The sequence below is a fragment of the Paenibacillus glycanilyticus genome (assembly GCF_023715145.1).
GTDB classification, from domain to species: domain Bacteria; phylum Bacillota; class Bacilli; order Paenibacillales; family Paenibacillaceae; genus Pristimantibacillus; species Pristimantibacillus glycanilyticus_A.
The window spans coordinates 384,167-409,668 of the sequence record NZ_JAMBNP010000001.1; the positions used below are offsets into that span (position 1 = coordinate 384,167).

The 25,502-nt window shown below is 50.7% G+C and carries 16 protein-coding genes; 4 read left to right on the forward strand and 12 right to left on the reverse strand.

Translation table 11 applies throughout. The features are described from left to right. Positions 1–149: 149 nt before the first annotated feature. The gene (locus tag M3194_RS01820) at positions 150–1,637 is read left to right on the forward strand and encodes a glycoside hydrolase family 43 protein (protein WP_251651315.1); all 1,488 of its coding nucleotides are present in this window, start codon (positions 150–152) and stop codon (positions 1,635–1,637) included. 37 nt (positions 1,638–1,674) lie between these two features. Here M3194_RS01820 and M3194_RS01825 read toward each other — a convergent pair whose 3' ends face one another. The 5 genes from M3194_RS01825 to M3194_RS01845 all read right to left on the reverse strand — a co-directional run bounded on the left by M3194_RS01825 (position 1,675) and on the right by M3194_RS01845 (position 9,795). Then, the gene (locus tag M3194_RS01825; protein ID WP_251651316.1) at positions 1,675–4,587 is read right to left on the reverse strand and encodes a glycoside hydrolase family 3 protein; all 2,913 of its coding nucleotides are present in this window, start codon (positions 4,585–4,587) and stop codon (positions 1,675–1,677) included. A 21-nt stretch (positions 4,588–4,608) separates the two neighbouring features. Beyond that, entirely contained in the window at positions 4,609–6,126 is a 1,518-nt protein-coding gene (locus M3194_RS01830; protein WP_251651317.1) for a glycoside hydrolase family 43 protein, read from the reverse strand. A 123-nt stretch (positions 6,127–6,249) separates the two neighbouring features. Then, entirely contained in the window at positions 6,250–7,950 is a 1,701-nt protein-coding gene (locus tag M3194_RS01835) for an ABC transporter substrate-binding protein (RefSeq protein WP_251651318.1), read from the reverse strand. A 70-nt stretch (positions 7,951–8,020) separates the two neighbouring features. Then, a complete protein-coding gene (locus M3194_RS01840) occupies positions 8,021–8,920 on the reverse strand; it encodes a carbohydrate ABC transporter permease (RefSeq protein WP_251651319.1) in 900 nt (299 codons plus the stop codon). Between the two features lie 11 nt (positions 8,921–8,931). After that, positions 8,932–9,795, reverse strand: a complete 864-nt coding sequence (locus tag M3194_RS01845) for an ABC transporter permease (RefSeq protein WP_251652092.1) — start codon at positions 9,793–9,795, stop codon at positions 8,932–8,934. Between the two features lie 188 nt (positions 9,796–9,983). On the opposite strand from M3194_RS01845, the gene M3194_RS01850 reads away from it, so the two are divergent. The 3 genes from M3194_RS01850 to M3194_RS01860 all read left to right on the forward strand — a co-directional run bounded on the left by M3194_RS01850 (position 9,984) and on the right by M3194_RS01860 (position 14,373). Further along, on the forward strand, positions 9,984–10,847 hold the full coding sequence (locus M3194_RS01850) for a helix-turn-helix domain-containing protein (protein WP_251651320.1): 864 nt from the start codon (positions 9,984–9,986) through the stop codon (positions 10,845–10,847). Between the two features lie 171 nt (positions 10,848–11,018). Next, on the forward strand, positions 11,019–12,773 hold the full coding sequence (locus M3194_RS01855) for a sensor histidine kinase (protein ID WP_251651321.1): 1,755 nt from the start codon (positions 11,019–11,021) through the stop codon (positions 12,771–12,773). Further along, on the forward strand, positions 12,748–14,373 hold the full coding sequence (locus M3194_RS01860) for a response regulator (RefSeq protein WP_251651322.1): 1,626 nt from the start codon (positions 12,748–12,750) through the stop codon (positions 14,371–14,373). Before M3194_RS01855 ends, M3194_RS01860 begins: the two co-directional genes overlap by 26 nt. A 54-nt stretch (positions 14,374–14,427) precedes the next feature. Here M3194_RS01860 and M3194_RS01865 read toward each other — a convergent pair whose 3' ends face one another. The 7 genes from M3194_RS01865 to M3194_RS01895 form a co-directional block, all read right to left on the reverse strand. After that, complete coding sequence (locus tag M3194_RS01865) at positions 14,428–16,563, reverse strand: galactose-binding domain-containing protein (RefSeq protein WP_251651323.1); 2,136 nt, start codon at positions 16,561–16,563, stop codon at positions 14,428–14,430. 142 nt (positions 16,564–16,705) lie between these two features. Then, positions 16,706–18,829, reverse strand: coding sequence for a GH92 family glycosyl hydrolase (locus tag M3194_RS01870; RefSeq protein ID WP_251651324.1), 2,124 nt, complete (start codon positions 18,827–18,829; stop codon positions 16,706–16,708). A 1-nt stretch (position 18,830) separates the two neighbouring features. Further along, entirely contained in the window at positions 18,831–19,880 is a 1,050-nt protein-coding gene (locus tag M3194_RS01875) for a glycoside hydrolase family protein (RefSeq protein WP_251651325.1), read from the reverse strand. A gap of 26 nt (positions 19,881–19,906) precedes the next feature. Next, on the reverse strand, positions 19,907–20,788 hold the full coding sequence (locus M3194_RS01880) for a carbohydrate ABC transporter permease (RefSeq protein WP_251651326.1): 882 nt from the start codon (positions 20,786–20,788) through the stop codon (positions 19,907–19,909). A 17-nt stretch (positions 20,789–20,805) separates the two neighbouring features. Further along, the gene (locus tag M3194_RS01885; protein ID WP_251651327.1) at positions 20,806–21,705 is read right to left on the reverse strand and encodes an ABC transporter permease; all 900 of its coding nucleotides are present in this window, start codon (positions 21,703–21,705) and stop codon (positions 20,806–20,808) included. A gap of 76 nt (positions 21,706–21,781) precedes the next feature. Further along, positions 21,782–23,485 carry an extracellular solute-binding protein gene (locus tag M3194_RS01890; RefSeq protein WP_251651328.1) on the reverse strand — a complete coding sequence of 568 codons (1,704 nt, stop codon included), beginning with the start codon at positions 23,483–23,485 and terminating at the stop codon, positions 21,782–21,784. Positions 23,486–23,557: 72 nt separating this feature from the next. Then, positions 23,558–25,501: an S-layer homology domain-containing protein gene (locus M3194_RS01895; protein WP_251651329.1), complete on the reverse strand. Its 1,944-nt coding sequence runs from the start codon at positions 25,499–25,501 to the stop codon at positions 23,558–23,560. Position 25,502: the final 1 nt, after the last annotated feature.

Here is a 25,502-nt window from a genome sequence, read left to right on the forward strand (position 1 = left end):
ATCACATTTATATTAATTTAACTGAAAGTAAGCTGACATTCAACCCTCAATCTATTGAATATCATTCTGTCTTAGTGTTTAATTTCCTTAGCAGAACGCATATCTATATTAATTCTCATAAATGTGAATTTAATCATGAGGTGATTGTAATGAAGTATACTAACCCGGTCATTAAAGGCTTTTACCCCGACCCCAGCGTCTGCAAAGCAGGCGATACGTATTACCTGGTATGCAGCTCCATGCAGTATTTCCCGGGCGTCCCGCTGTTCGAAAGCAAGGATCTGATTAATTGGACTCCAATCGGACATTGTTTAACGAGAGAGAGTCAGATCCGGCTTGACAAGGTGAACAGCTCCGGCGGCGTATTCGCGCCTACCATACGGTACAACAACGGACGATTTTATATGACCACCACCAATGACACAACCCGTCAAAACTTCTATGTATGGACTGACGATATCTACGGGGAATGGTCGGAGCCGGTTTATGTCGATCAGGGGGGAATCGATCCGGATTTGTATTTTGAGAACGGGAAAGCCTTCTTTATGAGCAACGGGACGGACGATAACGGCATTGGCGGCATCGTGCAATGTGAGATTGACATGGAATCGGGCAGCAAGCTGACGCCAAGCCGTTCAATCTGGCAAGGTACGGGCGGACGTTATCTAGAGGCGCCGCATATGTACAAAATCAACGGTAAATATTATCTTCTGGCCGCAGAAGGCGGCACGGAATTTGGTCATATGGTCACTTACGCCCGGGGAGACTCAATCAGCGGTCCATTCGAAGCGTATCCCTTAAACCCCGTATTGACGAATCGCAATCTGGGCGGTTACGAAATCCAGGCCGTTGGTCACGGTGACCTTATCCAAGACGACAACGGCAGCTGGTGGCTGCTTCATCTTGGCTTCCGCCAAATTGGAAAATGGCTTACCTATCATCATCTTGGCCGCGAAGTTTTTCTTACGCCGGTTGCCTTTGGAGAGGACGGCTGGTTTACCGCGGGGCATAACGGGACAACCACATCGAGTTTTGAGATTCCCGGAGACCTTGTTCAGTTTGAGAAAAAAAGCTTTACCTTTGAAAATACGGAATGGGACAAGGATTGGTGTTATCTTCGCCTGCCGCATTCGCATAACTATCTGCTGGAGCAAGACAAGCTCACGTTAACAGGAACCGCGGTCACGCTGGATCAACCGGACTCGCCAACCTTCATCGGGATCCGTCAAAGAGACTTTAACGCGGTTATCTCATGCGATATAAAGCTTACGAATGGCGACGGAGAAGCCGGCATCACCATCTATATGGATGAACATCATCATTATGATCTGGCTGTTCGCAAAGGTACGAACGGATACGAGGTGATTGAGCGTCTTAATATCGGGGATATCAAATCCATCGAAAACGCAGCGGAGCTGGGAAGCGGCAATCATGCTACGTTGATTATTAAGGCAACGAACGATCGCTATACGTTCCTTCTTCGCACGGACGGCAAGGAAACACTCTTGGGAACAGCACAAACGAAATATCTTTCCTCCGAGGTGGCCGGTGGCTTTACGGGTGTTATTATTGGTTTGTATGCTTATGGTCAAGGCTCTGTGGCCGAGTTTTCAACATTTAAGTGCGAATATTTATGAGAAGTAAAGCCCCACCGATTCCGGTGGGGCTTTACTCTTAAGCTATAACACGGAACCAGGCTACTGACAGCCGTCCCTTCAGAACCAGATATACATCATGACGCCCGCCAGCCATAGACATTCCGCAAGAGAAGGTTCCCCATGCTTGTGCCGCACCGGCAGGGATCGAGCAGCTGCCTATAAGCGGACCGCCTAAGGCGTCCAACCGGATTTCGATAGACGCGTCTTCCGTGCATGCCGCCCGGAATTCGAAGGCGGATACGCCTTCGCCAAGCTCCGCATCGCAGAAGGCAATCCAGCCCGTGTGCCCGCTTACGGCGGCAGCGCTGCCGCCTTCGGCGCATTCGCCTAGATGAATTCCCTCGTACATGTCATAGTTCGCTGCCCGGGTTAGCTTGGCGAGATCGCGTGGAGGAATTGTCTCCCCCGCAACCGCAAGCTTGCCCTCCATCCGCAGATCCGAGGAAGATGCGCCAAGTAGAACGGAATAATCTCCGCTTTCCACGCAGAAGCGCTCGCGCGTCACATCCCAGATGGCCAATGATTCAAGCGATAAACGGAACGTCAGATCCACCGTCTCGCCTGGCGCCAATGCGATCCGTTTGAAATCGGCAAGCTGCAGACGCGGCCGCTTCACTCGCGATTGGCCGGCACGCACGTAGAGCTGCACGACCTCTTCTCCCCTTCGGTTGCCGGCGTTGGTCACGGAACAGGAAATCTCTACTTCTGAGCATGTTCCAAGTTCAACCTGGCTGGCTGAAAGTCTAATGTCTTTGTAATGAAACTCGCTGTAAGAGAGGCCATGTCCAAACGGATACAGCGGCTCTCCCTCGAAATATTGATACGTACGGCCGCGGCGGATAATGTCGTAGTCCATGAACGGCGGCAGTTGATCGACCGACTTGTACCAGGTCATGTTCACGCGCCCCGCCGGATTGGCTTCGCCGAACAACACATCCGTCACGGCTCTGCCGAGCTCCTGACCGGCATGTGATGTATACAGAATCGCCGGCACCTTCTCTGCAATGGTATTCAGGGCAAAGGGATAACTGCCAACAACCACGACAATTGTATTCGGATTTGCCGCTAGCACTTCCAGCACCAGCTTCTCTTGCGAGGCCGGCAGCGTAATATCCGGCCGGTCCATCGTCTCTTTACCGTTAATCAAAGGATGATTGCCTACAAATACGACCGCTGCGTCAGCTTGACGCGCTGCTTCAACTGCCTCATTTATACCATTCGTCACGTTTTCATACGCAAACGTTTCCGCCGTTATTGCTGTTTCAGAACCGCCTGCTTCTGCCGCTCCGCCTACATTAATGGCGTTGGCGGTCTCTGCCGCATTGCCGTCTCCAACAAGCAAAGCCCCTGTTACATCGTTTACGGTCAAGGGTGTTCCGTTCCAGGTCGAGATCGTTGCCAGAGCACCTTCGTCGTCCGCTGGTTGAATGTGAAATACTTCCTTCGTAAACCATTCCCATATTTGATCGGCTGACGCATAAACGCCTTTATCATCCGTCGTCAGATAACGGCCATTCTTTTCCGAGATCAGAGTATGGCTGCCCCAACCCCAGTCTGTAACGCGGAACACATCTCCTTCTTCCGAGAGCTTTGCCGCAGCTGCCAGTGTCGCCTTCTCATCGCCGCTTACCTGCACGTAACGCCCTCTTCTGATTGCTTTCAGCTTGATGCGGTCGGTTCCTTCGGCGTACGCCGTGTGCACCTTGTTCCCCGCCGACTCCATTTGCTTGCGAATCGCCTCGAGCGGCGTAATGACATACGGCAGTGTCCCGCTGTACCAATCCCGGTACACCGTATCTGCGAGCGGGCCAATAACCGCGACCTTGCGCAGCTTATCCGCTTGCAGCGGAAGGATGCCGCCGTCGTTCTTGAGCAGTACGACAGCCTTCCGTGCAGCCTCTCTTGCCAGCTCCGCATGCGCTGGCCTCAAGATTGATGACTCGTCGATACCCGCATAAGGATTCCGTTCTGCCGGATCAAATTCCCCGAGACGGAAGCGGACGCGGAAAGTGTTGCGAAGAGCTGCATCAAGATCGTTTTCGGTGAGAAGACCATCATCAAGCGCCTCGCGAATGGCTCCAGTCACAACGTCCGCTTCGTCCGTAATGCTATCGATGCCACCTTCTCGGATCGACCTGGCGACAGCTTCCTTTAACGATTCTAGATAATGATGATCTCTAACGGTACCTGTTACATCAAACGCGTCGCTGACAACAAAACCATTCATTCCCCACTCGCGCTTGACGATGTCGATGACGTCTCGGCTAAGATTGGCCGGCACGCCGTTAATTGCGTTATAAGCCGTCATCATCGACAAGGCACCGCCTTCCTTAAACGGAATTTCAAACGCCTTCAAATAATATTCGCGCATATTTCGCGGATCGAGACTCACCGAAGCGTCGCCCCGGCCCACTTCATTGTTATTGCCGATAAAATGCTTCAGCGTGGCTACAGCCCTCAGATAAAAGGGATGATCGCCCTGAATGCCCTGCGTCAGCGCGGCGGTTAATTTCCCGGCTAGAACCGGATCCTCCCCATACGCTTCCTCCGTTCTGCCCCAGCGCGGATCGCGCTCCATGTCAACCGTCGGAGCCCACAAGGTCAGCCCGTTATGATTCGGATTGCGCTTGTAAAATCCCCGCGCTTCGTCGCCTATGGCACTTCCGATTCGCTTAAGCAGCCCCTTGTCCCACGTGCAGGCAAGGCCGATCGGCTGCGGATAGTTTGTCGCCTCCCCCAGCCAGGCGATCCCGTGAGCAGCTTCTGTGCCATGCTTGTACGCCTGTATGCCAAGATGCTCAACCTCCATCTGGTATTGCGGCATAAGTCCGATTTTCTCTTCCAGCGTCAGTCGCGCAATCAGATCGTTCACGCGGTCCTCAAGAGGAAGCTCGGGATTCCAATACGGGTATGTCTTGTCGCTTGCCAATTTGTCACTCTCCTAAATGGTCTACTCGGTTGCTTGGTAATCGAACCAGTCGAAATAAGCCGGTGAGGTAGAACGTACGCCGTTGCCTGTTGCATAAATCGCAATAAACACGCCCGTGAACCCGCCTGCTATTTCCGTGGCCAACATCCTGCATTCCCCTTGACCAAACCGGATCGGTTTTTCTTCTTCGTTTGCTGCGAAGCCGAAGACATAATGAGTCTTGTCCGCAACTACGCTCAGTACAATGGAGTCACCCGGCCAAGGCATTTCGTTCTCAATCTTCCATAACGAGCCGACTCTTCTGCTGAAGATAAGCTTCCGCTCACCCGCAATCCGCTTGATCGCAATCTCGTAATGGAACCGTTCGTTCATAAACACCGTAAGACCCGCTTCTTCACCATCCTGCTGCGGAGCAAACGTTAAATGCGCGGTTGTCCGGCATGAAAAATGCTGCTGTCTACGACCAACAAACGAAGGCACCCCCATGTCATTCAACGTAACCTCGGAGCCGTATAGAGCCAGACTGCCCTTCTTCTCTGAAAGCGACCAATTCTTAGGATCGGGAGAACGAAGGAAATTCCAGCACGGCGCAAGGACCGTCTCTTCGAAATGCTCTCTCGCCGCATCATCAGGTCTAGGCTGCAATGGCAGATTGCCTGCCGGCATCGTCACGCCAACGGTTCCGTTATCTCCAATAACCGGCCAGGCATCCTCGGTCCAAGTGACAGGCGCCAGGAAGGTTTCTCTTCCGAGGTAATGATGGTTCGGATAACCGGCCGGTCGAATGCCCAGGAATACGGCCCACCAGCTGCCTTCCGGTCCTTGAATCAAGTCGGCGTGCCCCGTAGCTTGAATCGGATTTAATAAGCTTCGATGGGAGAGGATCGGATTATGCGGACAACCCTCGTAAGGACCGTCCGGTCTTCTGCTCCTCGCAATCGTTACCATATGCCCATATTCCGTGCCTCCTTCGGAAATCATCAGGTAATACCATTCCCCGAACCGATAGATATGCGGAGCCTCCGGGTATTGACCGCCAGTCCCCTTCCACAGCAATTTCACTTCCGACAGGCGCTCCCCTGTCTTCATGTCAATTCTGCTCTGATACGCGCCTTGTCCCATAGCATCATGAGAGGTTGTATAATACACGGAGCCATCCTCGTCAAAGAACAGATCAGGATCGATGCCCGGCTGGTCGACATATACAGGATCCGACCATCCCTCTTTGGGATCATCGGTATAGACATAGAAGTTGCCTCCGCTCGACACGTTTGTAGTCGTCATGTAGAACGTTCCTTTGTTATGCCGTATGGTTGGCGCAAAAATTCCGCCGGAGCTCCATGCCTTTCTCAGATCCAGTTGTTCGGTCCGCGTCAAGACATGCCCCATCTGCTCCCAATTGACCAAATCCTTGCTATGAAATAGGGGTACACCCGGAAAATATTCGAACGAGCTTGTTACCAAATAATAATCGTCTCCAACCCGGCAGACGCTAGGGTCTGGATGGAACCCGCTGATAACGGGATTGCTATAATGCATACGTATGCTCTCCTAATCTATCCGCTATTTAGAAGAAAAGCCGCAGTAAAGCTGCCAGAAGCGGCATTACCACGACTTTTCCCTTTGTCGTTGCTTCATTTACTCATTCTGCGAATTTAAGGCTTATTCACTCCACAGCTTTACGCGATCCTGAACGTATTTCGTAAAGCCTTTTTCCATTTTCTCGACGCCGGCATCGATCAGCTCTTTCTGGTAGCTGTCCCACTTCTTATCGAAGTCTTCCGGCTTCGCCATGATAGCCTGCGGGATCAGCTTCCAAGTGATGTCCTTCATTTTATTGCCGAGAATTGTGACTTCATCATCACCCGGTACAGCTATATTCCAGGCAGCGCCCCAGGCTTTAACCGGGAATTCCTCTTCTTGCGGGAACAGGTCCTTCCAGGTTGTCGCGTTATAGGCTTTCAGCGTTTCCTTATCGGCGCTTGTATAGGTATCCATAATCTGTTCCGGGAAGTTCTTCGTATAGTAGTTGCCCGTCGAATCCTTAACGCCGTCACCGTAATGCGCGCCTAGATTGGAATAGAAGCCAATGCCCGATTCCTGGCTAAATGCCGTGTTGTCATTGATAATGCGATCCTGCACGTCTTCTGGAACGACGCGTTTGCCGTCCTGCACCGTGTAATGTTTGCCTTCAATGCCCCAATTGTTAAGAACCTGGGCTTGTTCGGATGCCAAATAATCGAGGAATTTAATCGCCCGTACCGGATCCTTGCACGAGGTCGTAATGCCGACTCCCCAGCCTGCCATAAAGCCGGTCGACTGGAAGCGGTTGTCCTTGTAGCTGTCCGATAACATAACGGAATAATGCCCGTACGTTTGGTCAAGCTTCTTATCCGTCTTAAGGGATTTTTCACCGTCTGCATAACCCCAGTCCGCATCAATCAGGCCAATTACCCGTCCCGATGCAACCTTAGCCAAATACTGGTCGTTCTTCTGAACAAAGCTTTCTTTATCCAGCAAACCGGTATTATACATATGGTTCAGCCACTTAAAATACTCTTTCTCGCCTTCCGTCCGGTAATGATAGGTAGCTTCATTCGACTCGGGATCGATATAATACTCCCCGTCACCCGACTTGCCCGTTGTTTCGGCTGCCGGGTTCGTAACGGAAATATACGTATGCCAGTCATCCGCATTGAGAAGCAGGCCAATATTTTTGTTCCCGTTCTCATCCGTCGGATGCTTATCAAGATAGGACTTGATTACATTTTCGTAATCCTGAAGGGTCTTAATTGCCGGATAACCCGCTTCCTTCACCGCGCGATGCTGGAGCTCGAATCCTCCCCCCGCAACGAAGGTTTTGCCGTCCACGGCCGAGTAAGTCGGAATGACATAGATGGACTGGTCATCGTTGCTGTAACGAAGACGGTTCATTTGGTCGCCAAACAGCTTCTTCAGATTCGGAGCATACTTGTCGATTAAATCGGTTAAATCCAGCATAGCCCCCGCGTCGACTAGTTTGTTCAGATCGCCTTTCGGGCTAATTAGATCCGGGTAATCCCCGCTGGTTGCGATGAGCGCTACCTTCTGTGCGGGATCGCCAACCGCGAATTCGGCATCCAGGGTAACCCCTGTTTGCTTCGTAATTACTTTGCCCACGTCATCCTGCATTTTTCTCCAGTTCGGATTCGGATCCTCGCTAAAAAAGGAGAAGGTAACCGGAGATGTATCATTTTCCTGCACGCTGCCCGAGTTGCCGCTTACAGCATTGTTGTTGCCGTTGTTCCCCGAACAGCCCGCCAATACGCCCACCGCGAGCGTGAAGACCATGCCCAGCTTCGACATTTCCCTTACTTTTGCCATCTGTATACCCCCATGTAAGATTCATTTATTGTATAAACAGGTTGTCCTGCAAATACCGTCAGCCCATCCATTAACTTTTCACGGCGCCAAGCGTCATGCCCGTAACGAAATACCTCTGAAGGAACGGATAGACCAGCAGAATCGGTACGGTAACAATGATGGTAATAGCCATTTTGACCGATTCGGGAGAGATCCGGTTCAACACTTGATTCATGTTGAGGCCATTCACCTCTTGGCCGCTCGTGCCAACCTGCGTGCTCTGCAGAACCTTCATCAGCTCGAATTGCAGAGTAGTCAAATTTTCCTTGGAACCGTTATACAAATACGTGTCAAACCATGAATTCCATTGGCCAACCGCCAGGAACAACGCTATCGTTGCTAGTGCGGGAGTCATTAGCGGAAGAATAACGCGCCAGTAAATCGTAAAATCATTAGCTCCGTCCAGCTTGGCCGACTCCTGCAGCGCATAAGGCAGCCCGTCAATAAACGAGCGAATGACAAATACGTTGAATGCGCTTACGAGTCCCGGCAGCACATACACCCAGAAGCTCCCGATAAGATGCATGTCGCGCATCAAGAGGTAGAAAGGAATGAGTCCGCCGGATACATACATCGTAAGAGCAAGAAACATGGATAAAATCCTACGTCCGTCAAAGTCTACCCGGCTCAGCACGTAGGCCAGCATGGAGGAGCTGATCAGTCCAAATAACGTACCCGCTATCGTCCGCAGCATCGAGATTTTAAGTCCGGTAAGCAGCCCTGCGAACGAGAAGATCAACGAATAATTGTCAAACGTGAGATGACGGGGAAATATCGTAATGCCTCCCCTTACCGTGTCGGTCGATTCATTAAGCGATATAGCCAGCACGTTCAGAAACGGATAAAGCGTACAGACCGCTACCAGTGAAATGGTAACGTAGACAATCACATCGAATAGTCGTTCCGACAGCGAGAAACGAGCTTTCACCATTCCAAACCTCCTTACATAATGCTCTCTTTGGTCATTCTCTTGAAAATGCCGTTAGCGACGAATAACAGAATCAGACTAACGACGGAATTAAAGATGTTAATCGCGGTACCAAACGAATATCGTCCCATTCCCAAACCGTAATTTAGAGCGTACAGATCAAGAACCTCCGATTTCTCCTTCACCAGATTGTTGCCAAGGAGGAACTGCTTCTCGAATCCGATACTGACGAGGTGACCGATGGACATGATGAGCAAAATGATAATCGTGGAACGAATCCCCGGCAGCGTAATATGCCAAATCTGGCGCAACCGGCTTGCACCGTCAACGCGTGCGGCTTCATACAGCTCGGGACCAATACCTGCAATGGCGGCCAAATAGATAATGGCATTCCAGCCCGTTTCTTTCCAAATATCAGCGCTGGTCACCACGTACCAGAACAAATTTTCCTTCGCCATGAACTGAATCGGCTCATGGATAAGATGCAGGCTGACCAGAAGCTGATTAACCACTCCGTTTTCCGCCGAAAGCATCTTCGTAACGATTCCCGCCACTACCACCCACGAGACAAAATGCGGCAGATACGAAACGGTCTGTACGAAGCGTTTCAGAAAAGAGAGGCGTACTTCATTTAAGAGAACAGCGAAAATGATCGGTATAGTAAAGCTTGCAACGAGCCCCATGAAGCTCATCGCTAACGTATTCCGCAGCGCATTAAAGAACTGGTCGTCCTGAAACAGCATCCGAAAGTTATCGAACCCGACCCATTTCTGATCAAAGAAGGACTTGCCTACCCTAAACTGCTGAAAAGCCATGGTCCAACCCCATAGCGGCAAATAACTAAAAAGAAACACAAAAATTACAAACGGGACTGACATGTAATAAAGATATCTTTGACGAACGATGCGTTGCCATATGACGGACAAATCTGTACCACTCCTTATGCGTTTTCTAGTTCCTCTAGCATTATAAGGGATGAAATTATCCTTAATCCTTGATTTTAGGGTCTTAAAATAGCATGATTAGGACATCAAACCATTCAGTCAACTTGTAAGAGGGGATTCCTATGAGAAGCGTTCATTTGAATTGGTTCACATCCGACGAGCAATTCCTGTTCTATATCGGGTACGGCGGACATGATGAGGACATGTATCTTCATGACCATGTGGATTTTTCCGAGCTCGTTATCGTATTGAACGGAAATGCCACCCATATCGTAAATACAGAGGCGTCTTTTATTAAAAAGGGGGACGTATTTGTGATCGACGGGGCAACCTCGCATGCCTACAAAGATCCGCATGACTTTCGAATTTGCAACATTATGTACCGCCCTGATCTGTTAAATTCAGCCGGACCTGACCTTAGAACGTCCATCGGCTATCAGGCGCTTTTTGTTTTGGAGCCGTTTTACCGGAACATCCAGCCCTTTACCAGCAAACTCAGCCTGCCAATCTCGAGCCTGGAGTATGTCTCCCCTCTCGTCGCCTCTATGATTGAGGAATATACGGATAAGCTCCAAGGCTATCAAACCATGCTTCGCTCCCGCTTTATGGAGCTTGTCGTCTATTTGTCCAGGCAATACGAGAATCAGGACCGGGAAGGCATTCAAAGCAATTTCATGCATTTGGCCAATGCCATCTCCTTTATGGAGGATCACTATCTTGAGCCGCTTACGCGGGAACAGATCGCGGATAAATCGGGTATTTCCGTCAGGCATTTGAACCGGATTTTCCAATCCTATTACCAAACGACGCCCTTCGCCTATCTGCTGCGTCTCCGTCTGGAGCATGCTTGCCATTTGCTTAAGACTACCAACCTACCGATTACGGAGGTTTCCTATAAAAGCGGCTTTAACGACAGCAATTATTTCACCCGCCAGTTCAATAAGCTTTACGGGATGTCCCCAAAGATCTATCGTCAGGAGCATTAGCCGTTCAGTTATAGAGAGCATGGACGAACCAGCGTCCATGCTCTCTTTTATTTCAAGCAATCTTCCGCTCTCAACTTCTTATCTACATTTATCTACTTCCTAAAGAACGTCCATTGAAAGAATGCGTTTACAAGTTATACTTAAGAAAAACTCTCCTTAAGAAGGTGCAAGGTGAACATCCTGCGGCGGCTGACTCTCTACCCCAAGCTTGTACTTACGTTTCTGGTCATCATCATTCCCTTTGTCACGATCAGTCTCCTCATCAATATTCGCAGCAAACGCTTGGTAAGAAATGAAATAACCGGGTCCATGCAAGCGAAGGTTAATTATTATATGAATGCTCTGGAGGATGACTTTGGTCCCCTCGTGACGCTGCAGCAGCAATATACGCTTGACGACGATATCCTCAATCTCGCCTACTCCTCCATTATCATGTCGAGCGAACAGTACACGAAAACGATCATGAATATCCAGAAAAAACTGCTCATTCTGAAAAACCTGAGCCCTTATGTGGAAGATGCATTCGTAAATATCCCTTCCCTCAACCGCAAAATATCAGCCTTATCCTTTAATGATCTGAATCCGGAAGAGGCTGCTGCCTTGAACCAGATGGCGAACACGTACGAATCCCCTTTTCTTGCCTACCGGAATCACCTGTGGATGAGTCTGCCTTATCCGAACCGACCGCCTATTGGCGAAGGCTTCACGATTGCTCTTGAAATATCCAGTCATGCGATCAAGGATTCGCTATCCGGCTTCCTGATTGACGGGAACGGCGGAGCGATGCTTATAAGCGATGATTTTACCTGGAATGAAACAAGCGGCAGCGTTCCTGCCAATCGGGACGAACTAAAGTCTCTCCTTCATCATCAGCTGGATGCCGGCAGCATGAGCGGCTACGACATATTTAAGGAGGATAACGCCACCTATTACGGCTTCTATGAGAAATCTGCCAAATTAGGACTTACGCTGGCTATATTCGTAGATGAAAATAGCTTCATCGGCCCGCTCAAGCAATATTCGTACTGGTTATGGAGTATTTGCATTGCGGCTCCGCTGCTGATTCTGCTCTTCTCTTATCAGCTCTATCAGGTCATTCATACCCCTCTTAAACGTCTGGTAGGCGCATTCAAGGGCTTGGAGAAAGGCGATCTTTCGTTTCGTCTAAACTACCGCTCCAGGGATGAATTCAATTACTTATACCTGCAATACAACCGAACCGTATCGAGGCTGCAGGACCTTATTAACGAGGCGTATGTTCACCAATATCAAATCAAGGTGGCAGAGCTTAAACAGCTTCAATCCCAGATCAACCCGCATTTTCTGTACAACAGCTTCTTTAATTTGTACCGGCTTGCCAAGCTTCACGAGAATGACAAAGTCATCGCTTTCTCCAAGCATCTTGGCGAATATTTCAAATACGTAACCAAGAATGCGGACTCCGTTCCGCTGGAGCAAGAGATTAAGTTCTGCCGTTCTTACGCGGCTATCCAAGGCATCCGATTTGATGATCATGTTCGAGTCTATTTCGGCGAAGCTCCTCAGCGGCTACACCAGCTGCATGTCCCTAAGCTGTTCCTGCAGCCTTTAGTCGAGAACGCTTACCAGCATGGGCTTGAGGATCAGATCGAAGAAGGGCTTGTGATGATTGCGTTTGAGGATTGCGGAGATCATGCCGAAATCTCAGTCGAGGATAACGGCGCAATGAGCAACGAGAAATTAGGCCATATCGTTTCTTTGCTGACTAATTCCGAATACAAATCGGATAGCGAGGGCCTGCGTAACGTTCAAATGCGCATCCGGCTCAGCTTTGGCGAAGATGCAGGGCTGCGGGCGGATCGCGGAGCGCTCGGCGGCTTGCGCTTGACCATTATCATTCCACTCAAAGGGGAGCTTACGGATGCATCGACTCATAATCGTAGATAACGAGCCTATTATCGTCAGGGGTTTAAAGCAGCTGCTGACGGAAGAAGCGCCATTCGAACTCGACGTATACGGCGTGCATTCTGCGGAAGAAGCGTTAAGGCTGTTCGGCTTGCTTCGTTTCGATATCGCCTTATTGGATATTCGCATGCCGGGCATGAACGGTCTGGAGCTGCAAGCCAGAATCTCGGAGCAATGGCCTCACTGCAAGGTGGTCTTCTTATCCGGTTATGATGATTTTAATTATATCCAGACGGCATTCCGCAATGGCGGAGTGGATTATGTGCTCAAGATGGACGGGGATGAAGCCATTCTGGAGGCCATTCAGAAAGCCATTAACGAATTGTCCCGCTCCGGCGAGATGCTTCGCTTGATCGAACAAGCCAAAGACAAGCTTCAGCAGTCACTCGCTTCCTTACAGCGAGATTATGTCAAACAGCTGATCCACGGTCTTTCTACAGTCAAACAAGAGAAGCTGGATGAGCTTCAAATTCCAATTAATGCATCCTCTCCTTCTCTTCTGCTTGTCTCCCGTTTCGACAGCTGGAATCCTTCCCATTCCGATACTGACAAAACGCTTATGTATTACGCCCTCCAAAATATTGCCGGCGAGTTCTGGTCGGGCTGCCGTGCCCATAGTGTTATGCTCGAATCAAACGCGATGATCACTTTCGTTCAGCCTATGCCGGATGACCGTTGGCAGCGCGGAAGCAGGCAATGGGTCAGGTTCGTCTTAGGCCAGCTTGAGATGATCCAATCCGCCAGCAAGCAATATTTGAAACTGCCTGTGTCATTAATCGCCAGCTCCGAGCCCGTTGATTGGAATGTCGCTTACTTGAAGTATTCCGAGCTTAAGCAAATGATGTTCTACGGATATGGCAAACGGACAGAAATGCTGTTGACCGATGTCGTTAACTATCATTTTGCGACCGGCGGTCCTCCGGCCGGCGAAGCGATTATCAAGGCCCAAAGCCGTTTAAAACAGCTGTTAACATCGGACCTCGCGATGGAAAACCGTCTGCTGCACGATTTTGATGAGCTCGCGGAATTATCCCGCAAGCTGACCGGCGATCATCCCTTCCTGTACGAGATGTACAATGGCGTCGCTTATATGCTGCTATCCGCCATTAACCAACAGCCGCGCAAAGAAGATTTCCCCGAGGACTGGCCTAAGAAGCTCATCTCCTTAGAAGCTCATTCTTCCTGGGAAGGCGCATTAGACTACTTACGAGCAATCATCACCCGCTTGCTTCAAGTCCGCAATCAAGAGAGCGAAGCGGGAACACATCTTTTGATCGCCAAGCTGAAGGCTTTTATCGACAATCATCTGGATGAGGACCTCTCGCTTGTTCGGCTCGCCGAAACGGTCTATCTCAATCCGACCTACTTATCCCGGCTGTTCAAGCAGCAGACCGGACAAGGCATCTCGGAGTACACGGCTGAGCTTCGTTTGTCCAGATCTTGCGATCTGCTCAAGTTCTCTAAGCTGAAGATTCAGGAAATCGCTTTAAAAGTCGGCTTCGATTCAGCGACTTCCTTTGGCCGGTTCTTCAAAAGAGAAATAAACATGACCCCTCAGGAGTATCGCGATACTGCGTCCTAATTCCAAGAACATATATCAAGAGCCGCCGGCATCTGCCGGCGGCTCTTCTTGTCATTATTGAAACACCCTCACATAATCCACGAACATATCCACCTGATTGTTATACCTCTCCAGATCGATTGGCCAGCCGCCGCCAAGCGCGAGGTTAATCATAAAGTACATCGGCGTTTTTGCCTGCTCGAAAGTCGCGTGACGCCAAACCTCTACGTTATCAATATAATAAATCGTATCCGTAGGCGTAATCTTAGTCCCATAGATATGCCAGACAGAAGCATTGTCGCCAAAGGCAAAGCTGGAGGAAGAACAATGCGTATCATGCATTTCCGGACTGCCCGACCACCAGTGCTTCGCTTGGCACGCGCCGCTTGGGTCTTGTCCGTAAGCTTCAACCGTATCGATCTCGGCTGTTGACGGTACGCCTTGCGAGATGCTGTTTTGCGACATCAGCCAGAAGGCTGGCCAAGTTCCTTTGCCTGCCGGCATCAGAATACGTGCTTCGAAGTAGCCGTACGTTGCAGCAATCCCCGTTCCATCGGTACGCACGGAAGAGAGCAAGCCTCCCGTATAAGTACGATTCCAGCCCATTGGATCTACCGTCCCGGCAGGGGCCTTGCTTGCCCGTATCCTCAAATATTGATTGCCCAATATGGCAAATGGATTATTCGCTCCGCCGTAATCCGCGAAGATGGCCTCACCGAACTCGGTCCCGTTTGGCGCGTCAGGCTTTGATGTTGCGTATGTCGCCCCTGCACCGGTCCGTGAAGCGGACAGAGGACCCGAGAAGTCATCCTGGAACAGCACGCTCATGCCGGATGCTTGAGCCGGCGCGGAAGGAATGCCTTGCTTCCAGGTGACTCCGCCCTCGTTATGCAGCTGCAAATAACAATTGTCCGAATGCGTAAAGTTCGGGTTGCCTTCCGCCGAATCCCAGGAGCTCAGCACAACGGAGATTGGCCCATGCGGAAACTGATTTGCCGGGAACGTCACTTCCCCATAACCGCTCTCATCAGGAGTCACTCTGGCAAACCAGGAATCATACCCGTTTGGATTCGGATTCGCCGTATCCGGCTGATGCCAGGATCTTGCCCATACGTTTTTCATTCCGGGCGCATAGAACTTAATCGTTATGCTGCCGTTAATCGATGCGCCATAGGATGGTGAAACGACGCTAAGCTGATATTGAGGATAATTTCCCGGCGTTCCGGTACCGCCTGTGGTTCCGAAATAGTTGATCTCCGTCACACCGGAAGAGGAGCCGGACTGGGGCGTAAACACCACTCTTAGCTTGGAAGTCGTAACCGGCGTGAAGGTAACCGTATTTACTTGGTTGCCTGTTGGAGCCGCAGGCGACTTGGCTTGGTTAGCCGCATCCGTCCAAACGGTTCCGTTCCAGTACTGCACCTTATAAGAGGCAGGCGTCTTAACTCCCCCTCCGTCACTGAATAAGTAAATTTCCGCTTGCGTAACGTTGGAAGCTGTGTTCAGGTCCGTCTGCAGCCAATCCGTGGAATTCGGCGACTGATAGCTGGTCCAGCGATTTCTTGGCGAATCGTTATAAGAGATGATTCCGTCATTTGCTTGCGCTGCGCTATCGGAACTAAACGTGTAAGATGCGGAAGATGTCCCTTGAAGCTCTGAGGATGGCGGTGTCGTTGGCGGCTCAGACGAAGAATCCGTGCCGTAGCTGATCTCCGTTACGCCGGATTTCGATCCGGCTTGATGAGTGAATACGACTCTGAACTTTGAAGCGGACACGGACGTGAATGTCACTTTATTTATTTGGTTGGCAGTTGGAGCCGCAGGCGATTTCGATTGGGCTGCGGCATCCGTCCAGGTGGTCCCGTTCCAATATTGGACGTTATAGCCGGTTGGGGCTTTAATGCCTCCTCCATCACCGTACAAATAAATGTCCGCGCTGCTTCTGGTTACCGCCGATCCAAAATCCGTCTGTACCCAGTCTGAAGCGTTGGGAGATTCATAGGCTGTCCAACGGTTATGCGGGGTATCGTCGTAAGATATTACGCCGTCGTTCACGTCATCGGTCTGGTCCATGAAGAAGGTGTACGATGCGCTGACCGTTGCCGTTGTGTCGAATGCGTAAGCCTGCATGCCGGAAAAAATCATGGTGAATACGCTTACAATCAACAAAGGCATTAAAGCTTTTCTAGGCTGAAATCTCTTTCTTAACATTAATCATCCCTGCCTTTCGCTTGTTAGAGTTGCAAGCTTATTATAACGAAGCATGCCTCCGGCGCCATCATCCGCACCCTACTTCCTCTCTACCGATATCTACTTTTCTTTGCGTAATAAAAAAAACGGAGTGAGACGATGATTAAACCGTCCCACCCCAGCCTTTATTAGGTCTTGGCCCCATCTGAAGTTCAAGTAGTCCTCCGTTTGCGATATCCTCATGACGGATCCGCGCGTAGTCGTATGTCTTCCCGTTTAATCGGGCGGTTTGTATATATTTATTGACATCCGAAACGTCCGCCGCGCGAATCGTGAAGGTCTTCCCGCCTTGCTGCCGGATTCTAACTTCGTTAAACAGCGGACTGCCGATGTCATAGACGGGCTTACCCGGACATACCGGATAGAATCCCATTGCCGAGAACACGTACCAGGAAGACATCGCCCCGTTATCCTCGTCTCCGCATATGCCAAGCGGTCCATCGTTGAACCACAGCTTCATCATCTCCCGGACTTTGCGCTGCGTTTTCCAAGGGGTACCGGCATAATTATACAGATACGGAATATGGAAAGCCGGCTCATTGCCCATGCAAAATTGCCCCATAAGGCCGGTAGAATCCGGAAATTGATTCAGAAATTCATACTTGGATCCGCCGTATTGCTCCACGAACAACGCATCAAGCTTCTTCCCGAATTCATGAGATCCCCCGAATAAGCCAATCAAACCTTCAATGTCGTGCTGGACATGGAACGTGTAGATCCATGCGTTGCATTCCGCATAGAAGTCTCGGCCGCCTTGTCCCCCGCCGCGCTTCGGATCATAGCCCTCCACCCATTCACCGTCAGCAGTCTTCGGCGCCATAAAGCCGATTTTTTTATCAAACAAATTCTTGTAATTGGACGCACGATTCATGAAGTAGACATAGTCTTCTTCTTTATGCAACGCCTTGGCGAGCTGCGCTACACACCAGTCGTCGTAAGCATGTTCCAGCGTAACGGATACCGCTTGTCTTCTCTCGAACCCATCCACCTCGGCCACCGTTTCAATCTCATCCTTAGCCAATGCCGGAAAAAAGCCCTTCTCCGCGTAAACAAGATCAAGCTCCGTCAACGGGCCGTTGTTTGTCCAAGGAAGCATGGTGGCTTTCGTCGCGTTATGGCGGACCGCCTCGTAAGCTTTTTCTACATTAAAGTTATGTTCGCCCTTGCATAAGGTATCCGCGAAGAACGCCGCGGCATGATTGCCGGTCATATACGGCCGGTCACCGTGAAGACCCGGAAATTGCGGCAGCCATCCGCTCTGCTCGAACATTCGAAGATAGGAGGAAATCATCTCGGATTGTCTCTCCGGCTCCAGCAGAAGCTGCAAGGGATGTAGGCAGCGGTAGCTGTCCCACAGGTTATCCATTGTATAGTAATCATGGCCGGCAGCTTCATGCTCCGCGCGATCAAACCCGCTGAAATATTTGCCGTCCTCGGTGATATTCATCATGGGGAGAAGCGATCGGTATAAGGCACTATAGAAAGTGGTTCGCTGCGACTCCGATCCGCCTTCCACCTCGATTCGGCTTAGCGCTTCATTCCATATTGCGCGGGCTTTATCCTTCGCCTCTTCGAACCCGATCGCTCCAAGCTCCCGCTCCATATTTCTGTGAGCCTGCTCAAATCCAAGATGCGAGATGCCAACCTTAAGCTCAAGCACCGCAGCTTTCGTTGCATTTGCAAAACCTAACGCAAATCCTCTATTTGATTCGTTAAGCCACGGCTCAGCTTCAGAGAAAGCGCTCGATAGCTCTATATGAACATAATAAGGAACGCCTTGTATGGTTGTCTGACCGGCAAGGATACGTCCGGCGGGAGCCGTAAGCTCACTTTCCTTCGGCAGTTGAACGAGCAGCCGCGCAGCCGAATGCTCCGGATAGACGATACGGAAATAGGCACTGCGGTTTAGAGCCGTATATTCGATGTGAATGTCGGAATCTTCGAGCAGTACCGAATAGAAGTATGGAGTCGCGGTCTCCAGATCATGATCGTAGGCCGAAGCATATTCACTCCGTCCGTTGCCGATATAGGGCATGAGAATCGCGCAGCCGATGTGAAAGCCGTGCAGCCGGTCTGCTAGATAGCGGTCCGTCACTCCCGGATTTGTCATTGGAATGACTTGTGCCATCCCATGAGGCAATGACACGATCGGAGAGGTTGACGTCAGCAGATGGCCAATCGATCCGATGTAGGGGTTTACGTAATCTACGGGTTTTCTGGAGCTCACCTTATTCACTCCTTTTTTCAACTAAAGGCTTGCTGGTTGCAAGGGCGATGCAACGGAATTCGCCATTGCCTTCCTTGATCGTTGCGAGATCATCCGTTCTTGATGGTCTGCAAGCGCAGTAAAAATGATAGAAACGGTCCTTCCAATAAAGGACGGAAGATTTGTGCGCATGCGTCACGTCCAGCTGCCCTAGCCCACCGCTTGGAATCCAGGGTTCAGAGAGGATCCTCCACTCGGCAAGATTTCTCGATACGGCAAGCAAACCTTGCGCATGTTTCCCGTCATAACCGAAGCCAAAGTTCACCCAGATGCCAGCACGGCTATCGAATCGAATATAGGGATCGCTGACATATTGACCGTAGAAGGTTCCTGGCTCCGTTCCCATCAGGGGCTTATCCGACAACCTACTCCAGTTCAACATATCGTCTGATACCGCAATTCCCGTTTCTTCTTTCCATGGCCATTCGGGCTTATCCTTGGCATTGTAGAACATCCAATAACGACCCTCGGATTCGAGGAAGCAGCATTTGTATAGACCTGCCTGCTCCCATTCTCCGCCATTCTCATACGTGAGGATTGGCTCAGGCAGCCTATGCCATTCAAGCAGGCTTTCGTTCTCGCACCAGGCGATTCCCATCTTGGCCCCGCCGGCCTCATAACCATATTCGGGGTACGAGTGATAAATCATCCAATACTTGTTGTCCACTTTTTTTAAACGGGGCAGCTCATAGAGATCGTTGCTTTCAAGCAGAATCCACGAGCCCGCCGCGCCGACGTGATCCCATTTCGAAGGGTCTTCGCCACGGTCCAAAATAACGCCTGCACGGCTCCATTCCACCAGATCCTGACTCGTCGCTAACGCCGTTCGATAGCCTAGGCCGTCGAAGCCGATATGCATCATATAAAATTGATCGTTATGGCAGAAAACGAACGGACAATCAACCGCCCAGGCATCATACGCCCCGTTCTCTCCCGAACCTTCCAGAACCGGTATCCCCCGTTTATATTCCGTTCTCAGATGCTCATACATTTCCTTGCTTAGCTCAGCCATGATCTTGCAGCTCCTTCTTCCGTCTCTTATTCCTTCACGCTGCCAACGACAACTCCTTTAATGAAGAACCGCTGCAGGAACGGATACACGCAAATGATCGGCAGCGCGGCGAGGAAAATCTGCGCGCTTTTTAACGTGCGGTCCGATATATCCCCAAGCGAATTCGCGTCGGCCATCGATACGAGACTTAAATCCCGGTTGATGACGACCGTCTGCATATAGCTTTGAAGAGGATACTTATCCGGCGAGTTCATGAGAATAAGACCGTCAAACCAGGAATTCCAATGTCCCACCATGGAGAACAGAATAAGCGTGGCGATAGCCGGCATCGATAATGGCACGTAAATGCTCCATAATATTTTCCAATAACCTGCTCCGTCCACGAATGCCGCCTCTTCTAGCTCCCGGGGGAGGCCCCGATAGAAGTTCAACAGCAGCACGGCATTAAACACGTTCACCGCCCCGGGAAGGATAAGCGCGCCAATCGTCCCAAGCAAATGCAGCTTCTGGATGACAAGATACCAGGGAATAAGTCCTCCGCTAACCAGCATCGTCAGAACGAAAAACCAGACATAAAACAATCTTCCTTTGAAGGCGGACGATTCCTTTGACAGAGGGTAAGCGAGCATAATGGTCAGCAGCATATTTAACGTCGTGCCTAATAACACCCGCTCCACGCTGATTCCAAGTGACTTCAGAAATTCCGGCTTTTGCATGACGAAATGATAGGATTGCCATGTGAAATCAACCGGCCATAACGAAACCTCTCCCGCGCTCGCTGCTGTGCTGGAGCTTAAGGAGACGGCGAGAATGTTGATTAAAGGGAACAAGCATAGAAATGCAAGCAAGAGCAGGAATATGGAGTTGCCAATATTAAAAATACGACCTGACAGGGAAGTTATATTCATGTTTTCTCCACCTCCTATTAGAAAATTCTGTAGTTGGCAAATCGGTACGCCAAATAATAGGATCCGGAGATCAAGACGATGGAAACAACCGATTTAATAAGCCCGACGGCCGTGGCAAGACTATATTGAGCTTGCTCCAGTCCAAGTCTGTACACTAGCGTATCGATGATATCCCCGCTTTCATAGACAACCGGACTATACAAGTTGAAGATCTGATCGAACCCGGCGTTCAGGACATTACCGAGGCTTAAAGTCGCGAGGAGCACGATGATAGGGACAATTCCCGGCAAAGTGATGTGCAGCGTCTGCTTCCACCGGTTCGCGCCGTCGATGACAGCCGCTTCATAGAGAGCCGGATTAATCCCTGCCAGTGCGGCCAAATAAACAATCGTGCTGAACCCGAATTCCTTCCATACGTCCGAGATAACAACCACGCCGGGAAACCATTGCACGCTGCCGAGGAAAAAGATCGGTTTAATGCCGAATATCCCGAGAAATTGATTAACAATTCCTGCTGTTGGCGACAGGATATCGATTAATACCCCTCCCAGAATAATCCATGACAGAAAATGAGGGAGATAGATAATGGTCTGTATCCATCGTTTGAATACTTGCTTTCTCAGTTCATTAAGCAGAAGCGCAACCAATATGGGAACGGCTAAGCCAGCCGCTATCTTCATAACCGCAATCCCTACCGTATTGCGGACAACCTGCCAAATATCCGGCAGCTTGAACATGTAATCGAAATTGTCCCAGCCTACAAACGGCGAGCCAAACATGCCTTTTACGATCGAGAATTTCTGGAAGGCGATAACAAGTCCCGCGATTGGACCATAGCTAAAGATAAGAACGAGAATAAACGAAGGGGCTATCATCAGATGCAAGGGCAGTTGGCGAAGCAGCTTGGATTTGAACATCAATGGAACCGCCTTTCTGTCTTAAAAAGTCAGGAAGACCGGAAGTAAGTCCCGGCCTTCCGAATGGGTTAATGAATTAAGATCTTTGCGCGTGCCACTCGTTGACTTCCTGCGTCACTTTCTCGCCGCCAAGCTTATTCCAGTCGCCGACGAATTTATCGAATTCCGAGATTGGCGCGCCTAGAATAATTTTGGTAAAGGTTTCAAGCACCAATTTGTCCAGGATAGCCTGCTTGGCCGTCATTTCCGGTGTTGGGGCACCAAAGAATTCGCTCTTCATCAGGAGGTTCTGATCCACGTAATTCGCTCCAATGACAGCCCATGAACCGCCTTCTCCGAATACTTTGTTAGTTCCCCAGTTCGCTTTGTCCCCGCCCTGGAACAGGACAATCTTGTCGTAGTAGCTCTTCTCTTCCGGATTCAGCTTGGAAGCATCACCCGCTTGAAGCGCGGCAACCACATTCTTATGCACGGAAAGCAGGCCTTGCGGCGTACCAAATCCGCCTTGCATCAGCGCATACTTGAAGAACTCGATGCCGTCCGCGCTGTGGAACTTGGCCGGCTCAGCCTTCTCGCTGATGATTTTTTCGTTATAGAGGTTGAACAGCTTTACGATCGCTTCCGGATGAGCCGCGCCCTTCTTCACTACCCAGAAAGCGTTGAAATCGGCTTTGGATTGCGCCTTGGCAGGCGTACTGTCTACGGATGGAATTGGGAATACGCCCCATTCCGCATTCGGATCCTTCGTAATGCCATCCTGCAGCGGCCACAGCGGATTCCACATCGCCCCAAAGCTCATGCCTACCTTGCCCGCGGTTTGCAGCTCGGCTGCTTTGCCTCCGTCCTTAACGCCAAATTCCTTGTCGATAACTCCAGCTTTGTACAGCTCCTGAAGTTTAGCCAGCGCGTTCTTCATCTCCGGCTGAATACTGCCGTTAACCAGCTTTCCGGAAGCTTCCTTGACCCAAATATTCGCATAAGCGTGGAAGCCGTTCATGAAGCCGGAGAAATCCGGGTACCCGCCGAATAAATCCTTGGAAGCGGCCAGGCCGTACGTATCGTTCTTGCCGTTACCGTCCGGGTCTTGCGTCGTGAACGCTTCGGCGACCTTAATGAAGTCTTCCATTGTTTTTGGCTCAGGGAGATTCAGCTTCTTCAGCCAGTCTGTCCGGACGAAGAGCAGCGGGGCGCTGCCCAGATAATCTTCTGCCGGAGGAATGGCGAGCAGCTTGCCATCGTAAGTCGCGGCTGCTTTGGCATTAGTTCCCCGGTCAATCATGGCCTTGGTCAAATCCGAGCCGTAGTCCTGCACCAATTGAGTCAGATCCTCGAGCTGCCCCGCTTCCGCCAGCTGGCGGAATTGCAGAGAATCTACCTGGAAAATATCCGGAAGATCTCCTGATGTGATCGTCAGGTTCATCTTTTGCCCGTATTGGTCGCCATTCACGATCCATTTGTACTTGATCTTGATGCCAAGCTCTTCTTCGTAAGCTCTCGACCATACGTTGTTCTCGATCGTGTCGCCGTCTTTGAACTTGTAAGTAGGATCCGTATAACGTACGGCTGTTACTTCAACCGGCGGATCATACTTCGCGGCTGGATCGATTGCCGGAGCAGTCGACTCGGCCGGCGTTGCCGTTGCGGTCTCCGACGTGGCCTCTGCGGATGGTGTCGCGTTGTTATTACCGCCTGTGTTATTATTGTTGCCGCAGGCGGTTGTAACCGCCAGCAATAGGGCAAATGATACGGCTATCCCTCTGTTGCGCAGCTTCTTTCTCATACTTTGCCTCCCCCGATTGTATAAGGTGTCGTTCCTTATAGGCTTAATGATATAGCAGGTTTCTGTGAGCGACTATCGTCCGTTGTTTACATCGGATCGACCAAATTCAACTTTTTGCACGAGGCTGTAAAGTTGATAAAGAACCTCCGCCGTTTCTGCTCTCGTCGGCAAGCTGCTTAAGCTGAGCTGTTCGATCAGCTTGGCATCTAATGCGGATGTTGCCGGGATATTCGCCGCTGCTATCGCTCTTTGCATAACGACGATCATTTCTTCTCTAGAAATAGGGTCCCCTGGCCGGAATTGGTTGTTGCCGCTTCCTTTGATCACGCCTAAAGCCCTCGCTCTGTGAACCGCTTCGCTGTAATACGCCTGGGCGGGCAGGTCAGAGAACGGGCTGCCTGCTTGCCCCTGCCATTCCAGGACGCGCGATAGCAGCAGAATGAAATCCGCTCTGCTTATTGCTTTGCCCGGGCTGAACCGCTTCTCCGAGGTTCCCTTGATAATCCCTCTGGAGGCAAGAACTTCTATGGCTTTCTTAGACGCCGGCTTAAGTAACGAGATATCTTCAAAGGATTTATAAGCATAAGAAACGGCATACGTGCTAAAATGAGTGACCTTGAACACGACCGATTGTGTCGCGGGATCATAATGTCCGTTCGGAACCGCTGTTATGTTCCCCGCTCCATCGATGTACCACACCACGATATGCTCGGGATGGAGCAGCTCTTCTGCCGTTGGCACATAAGGGATCCGAACCGTTACGGGGGCTTGCGGATTGTTCCAGGCAACGATTTGTCCGTCAACTGCCGCCGTAAGATCAATAACGGGATGAAGGCCAACCTGCTTCTTCACATCATCGCCCAAAGAGCCGGAATCCCTGTTGTTGATATGAATGGATACGATATCCGAGGACAAGGATTGACCTTCGAGCATGTCCTCAGGCAATACTAGGGAAGCTTGTGCTGTTCTAACTTCAACTGACAGGCCGGACGAGCCGTCAAGAGCGCTGGCCGGCAGCTTCAGCTCGAAGGATTTGGCATCCTTCGCTATCGGAGGTGCCTCGAGAACGATTTTATGAACATCCTGCTTGCGTGCTAGCTCCTGGGCCTGCTTCCAGGTGTCTGCGTTTAACGATAAGGTAGCCGCCCCCGTACTCGAAGCGATAGATAAATCAACCGGGGCGATAACCGCATCTCCCTGCACCTTAGGCTCCGGTTGGCTTGATGGCTGCGTCGCCGGATTCGGATTTGTTATCGCGTCCGGCTCAAATACTCTTACATAATCGACGTACATATCGATTTGATCCCCGTATTTCGCCAGATCAATTGGCCAGCCACCGCCAAGCGCAAGATTAAGCATGAAATACATCGGAGTATTGGCTTGCTCGAATGACACATGCCGCCATACCTCCACGTTGTCGATGTAATAGATAATTTCCTCCGGGGTAATTTTTGTTCCGTACGTATGCCAGGTTGAGGCATTATCCCCGTAAGCGAAATTCGTAGAAGAACAATTCGTTTCATGCGATTCCGGATTGCCCGACCACCAGTGCTTGGCTTGACATGCTCCGCTAGGATCATGGCTGTAAGCTTCGACGGTGTCGATCTCAGCGGTAGAAGGCAAGTGGCCTGGACCCGCGCTGTTCTGCGACATCAGCCAGAACGCCGGCCATGCTCCTTTGCCCGCGGGCATCTGAATTCTGGCTTCAAAGTAACCGTTCGTGGCGGCAATTCCTGTTCCGTCGAGGCGTACGGAAGACAGCAATCCTCCGATATGCTTGCGGTTCCAGCCTTGCGGGTCGGCGTAGCCGTCCGGCGCCTTGCTTACCCGAATCCGCAAATGGTCATCGCCAAGAATAGAGAAAGGATTAACGGCATCCGTCGGGTCGGCGAATATCGCCTCTCCAAATTCCGAGCCGTTTGGCCAATCCGGCTTCAGCGAGGCATACCTTGTGCCGGCGCCGGTCTTCGATATCGACAGCAGACCGGAGAAATCGTCTTCGAACAACACATGCATG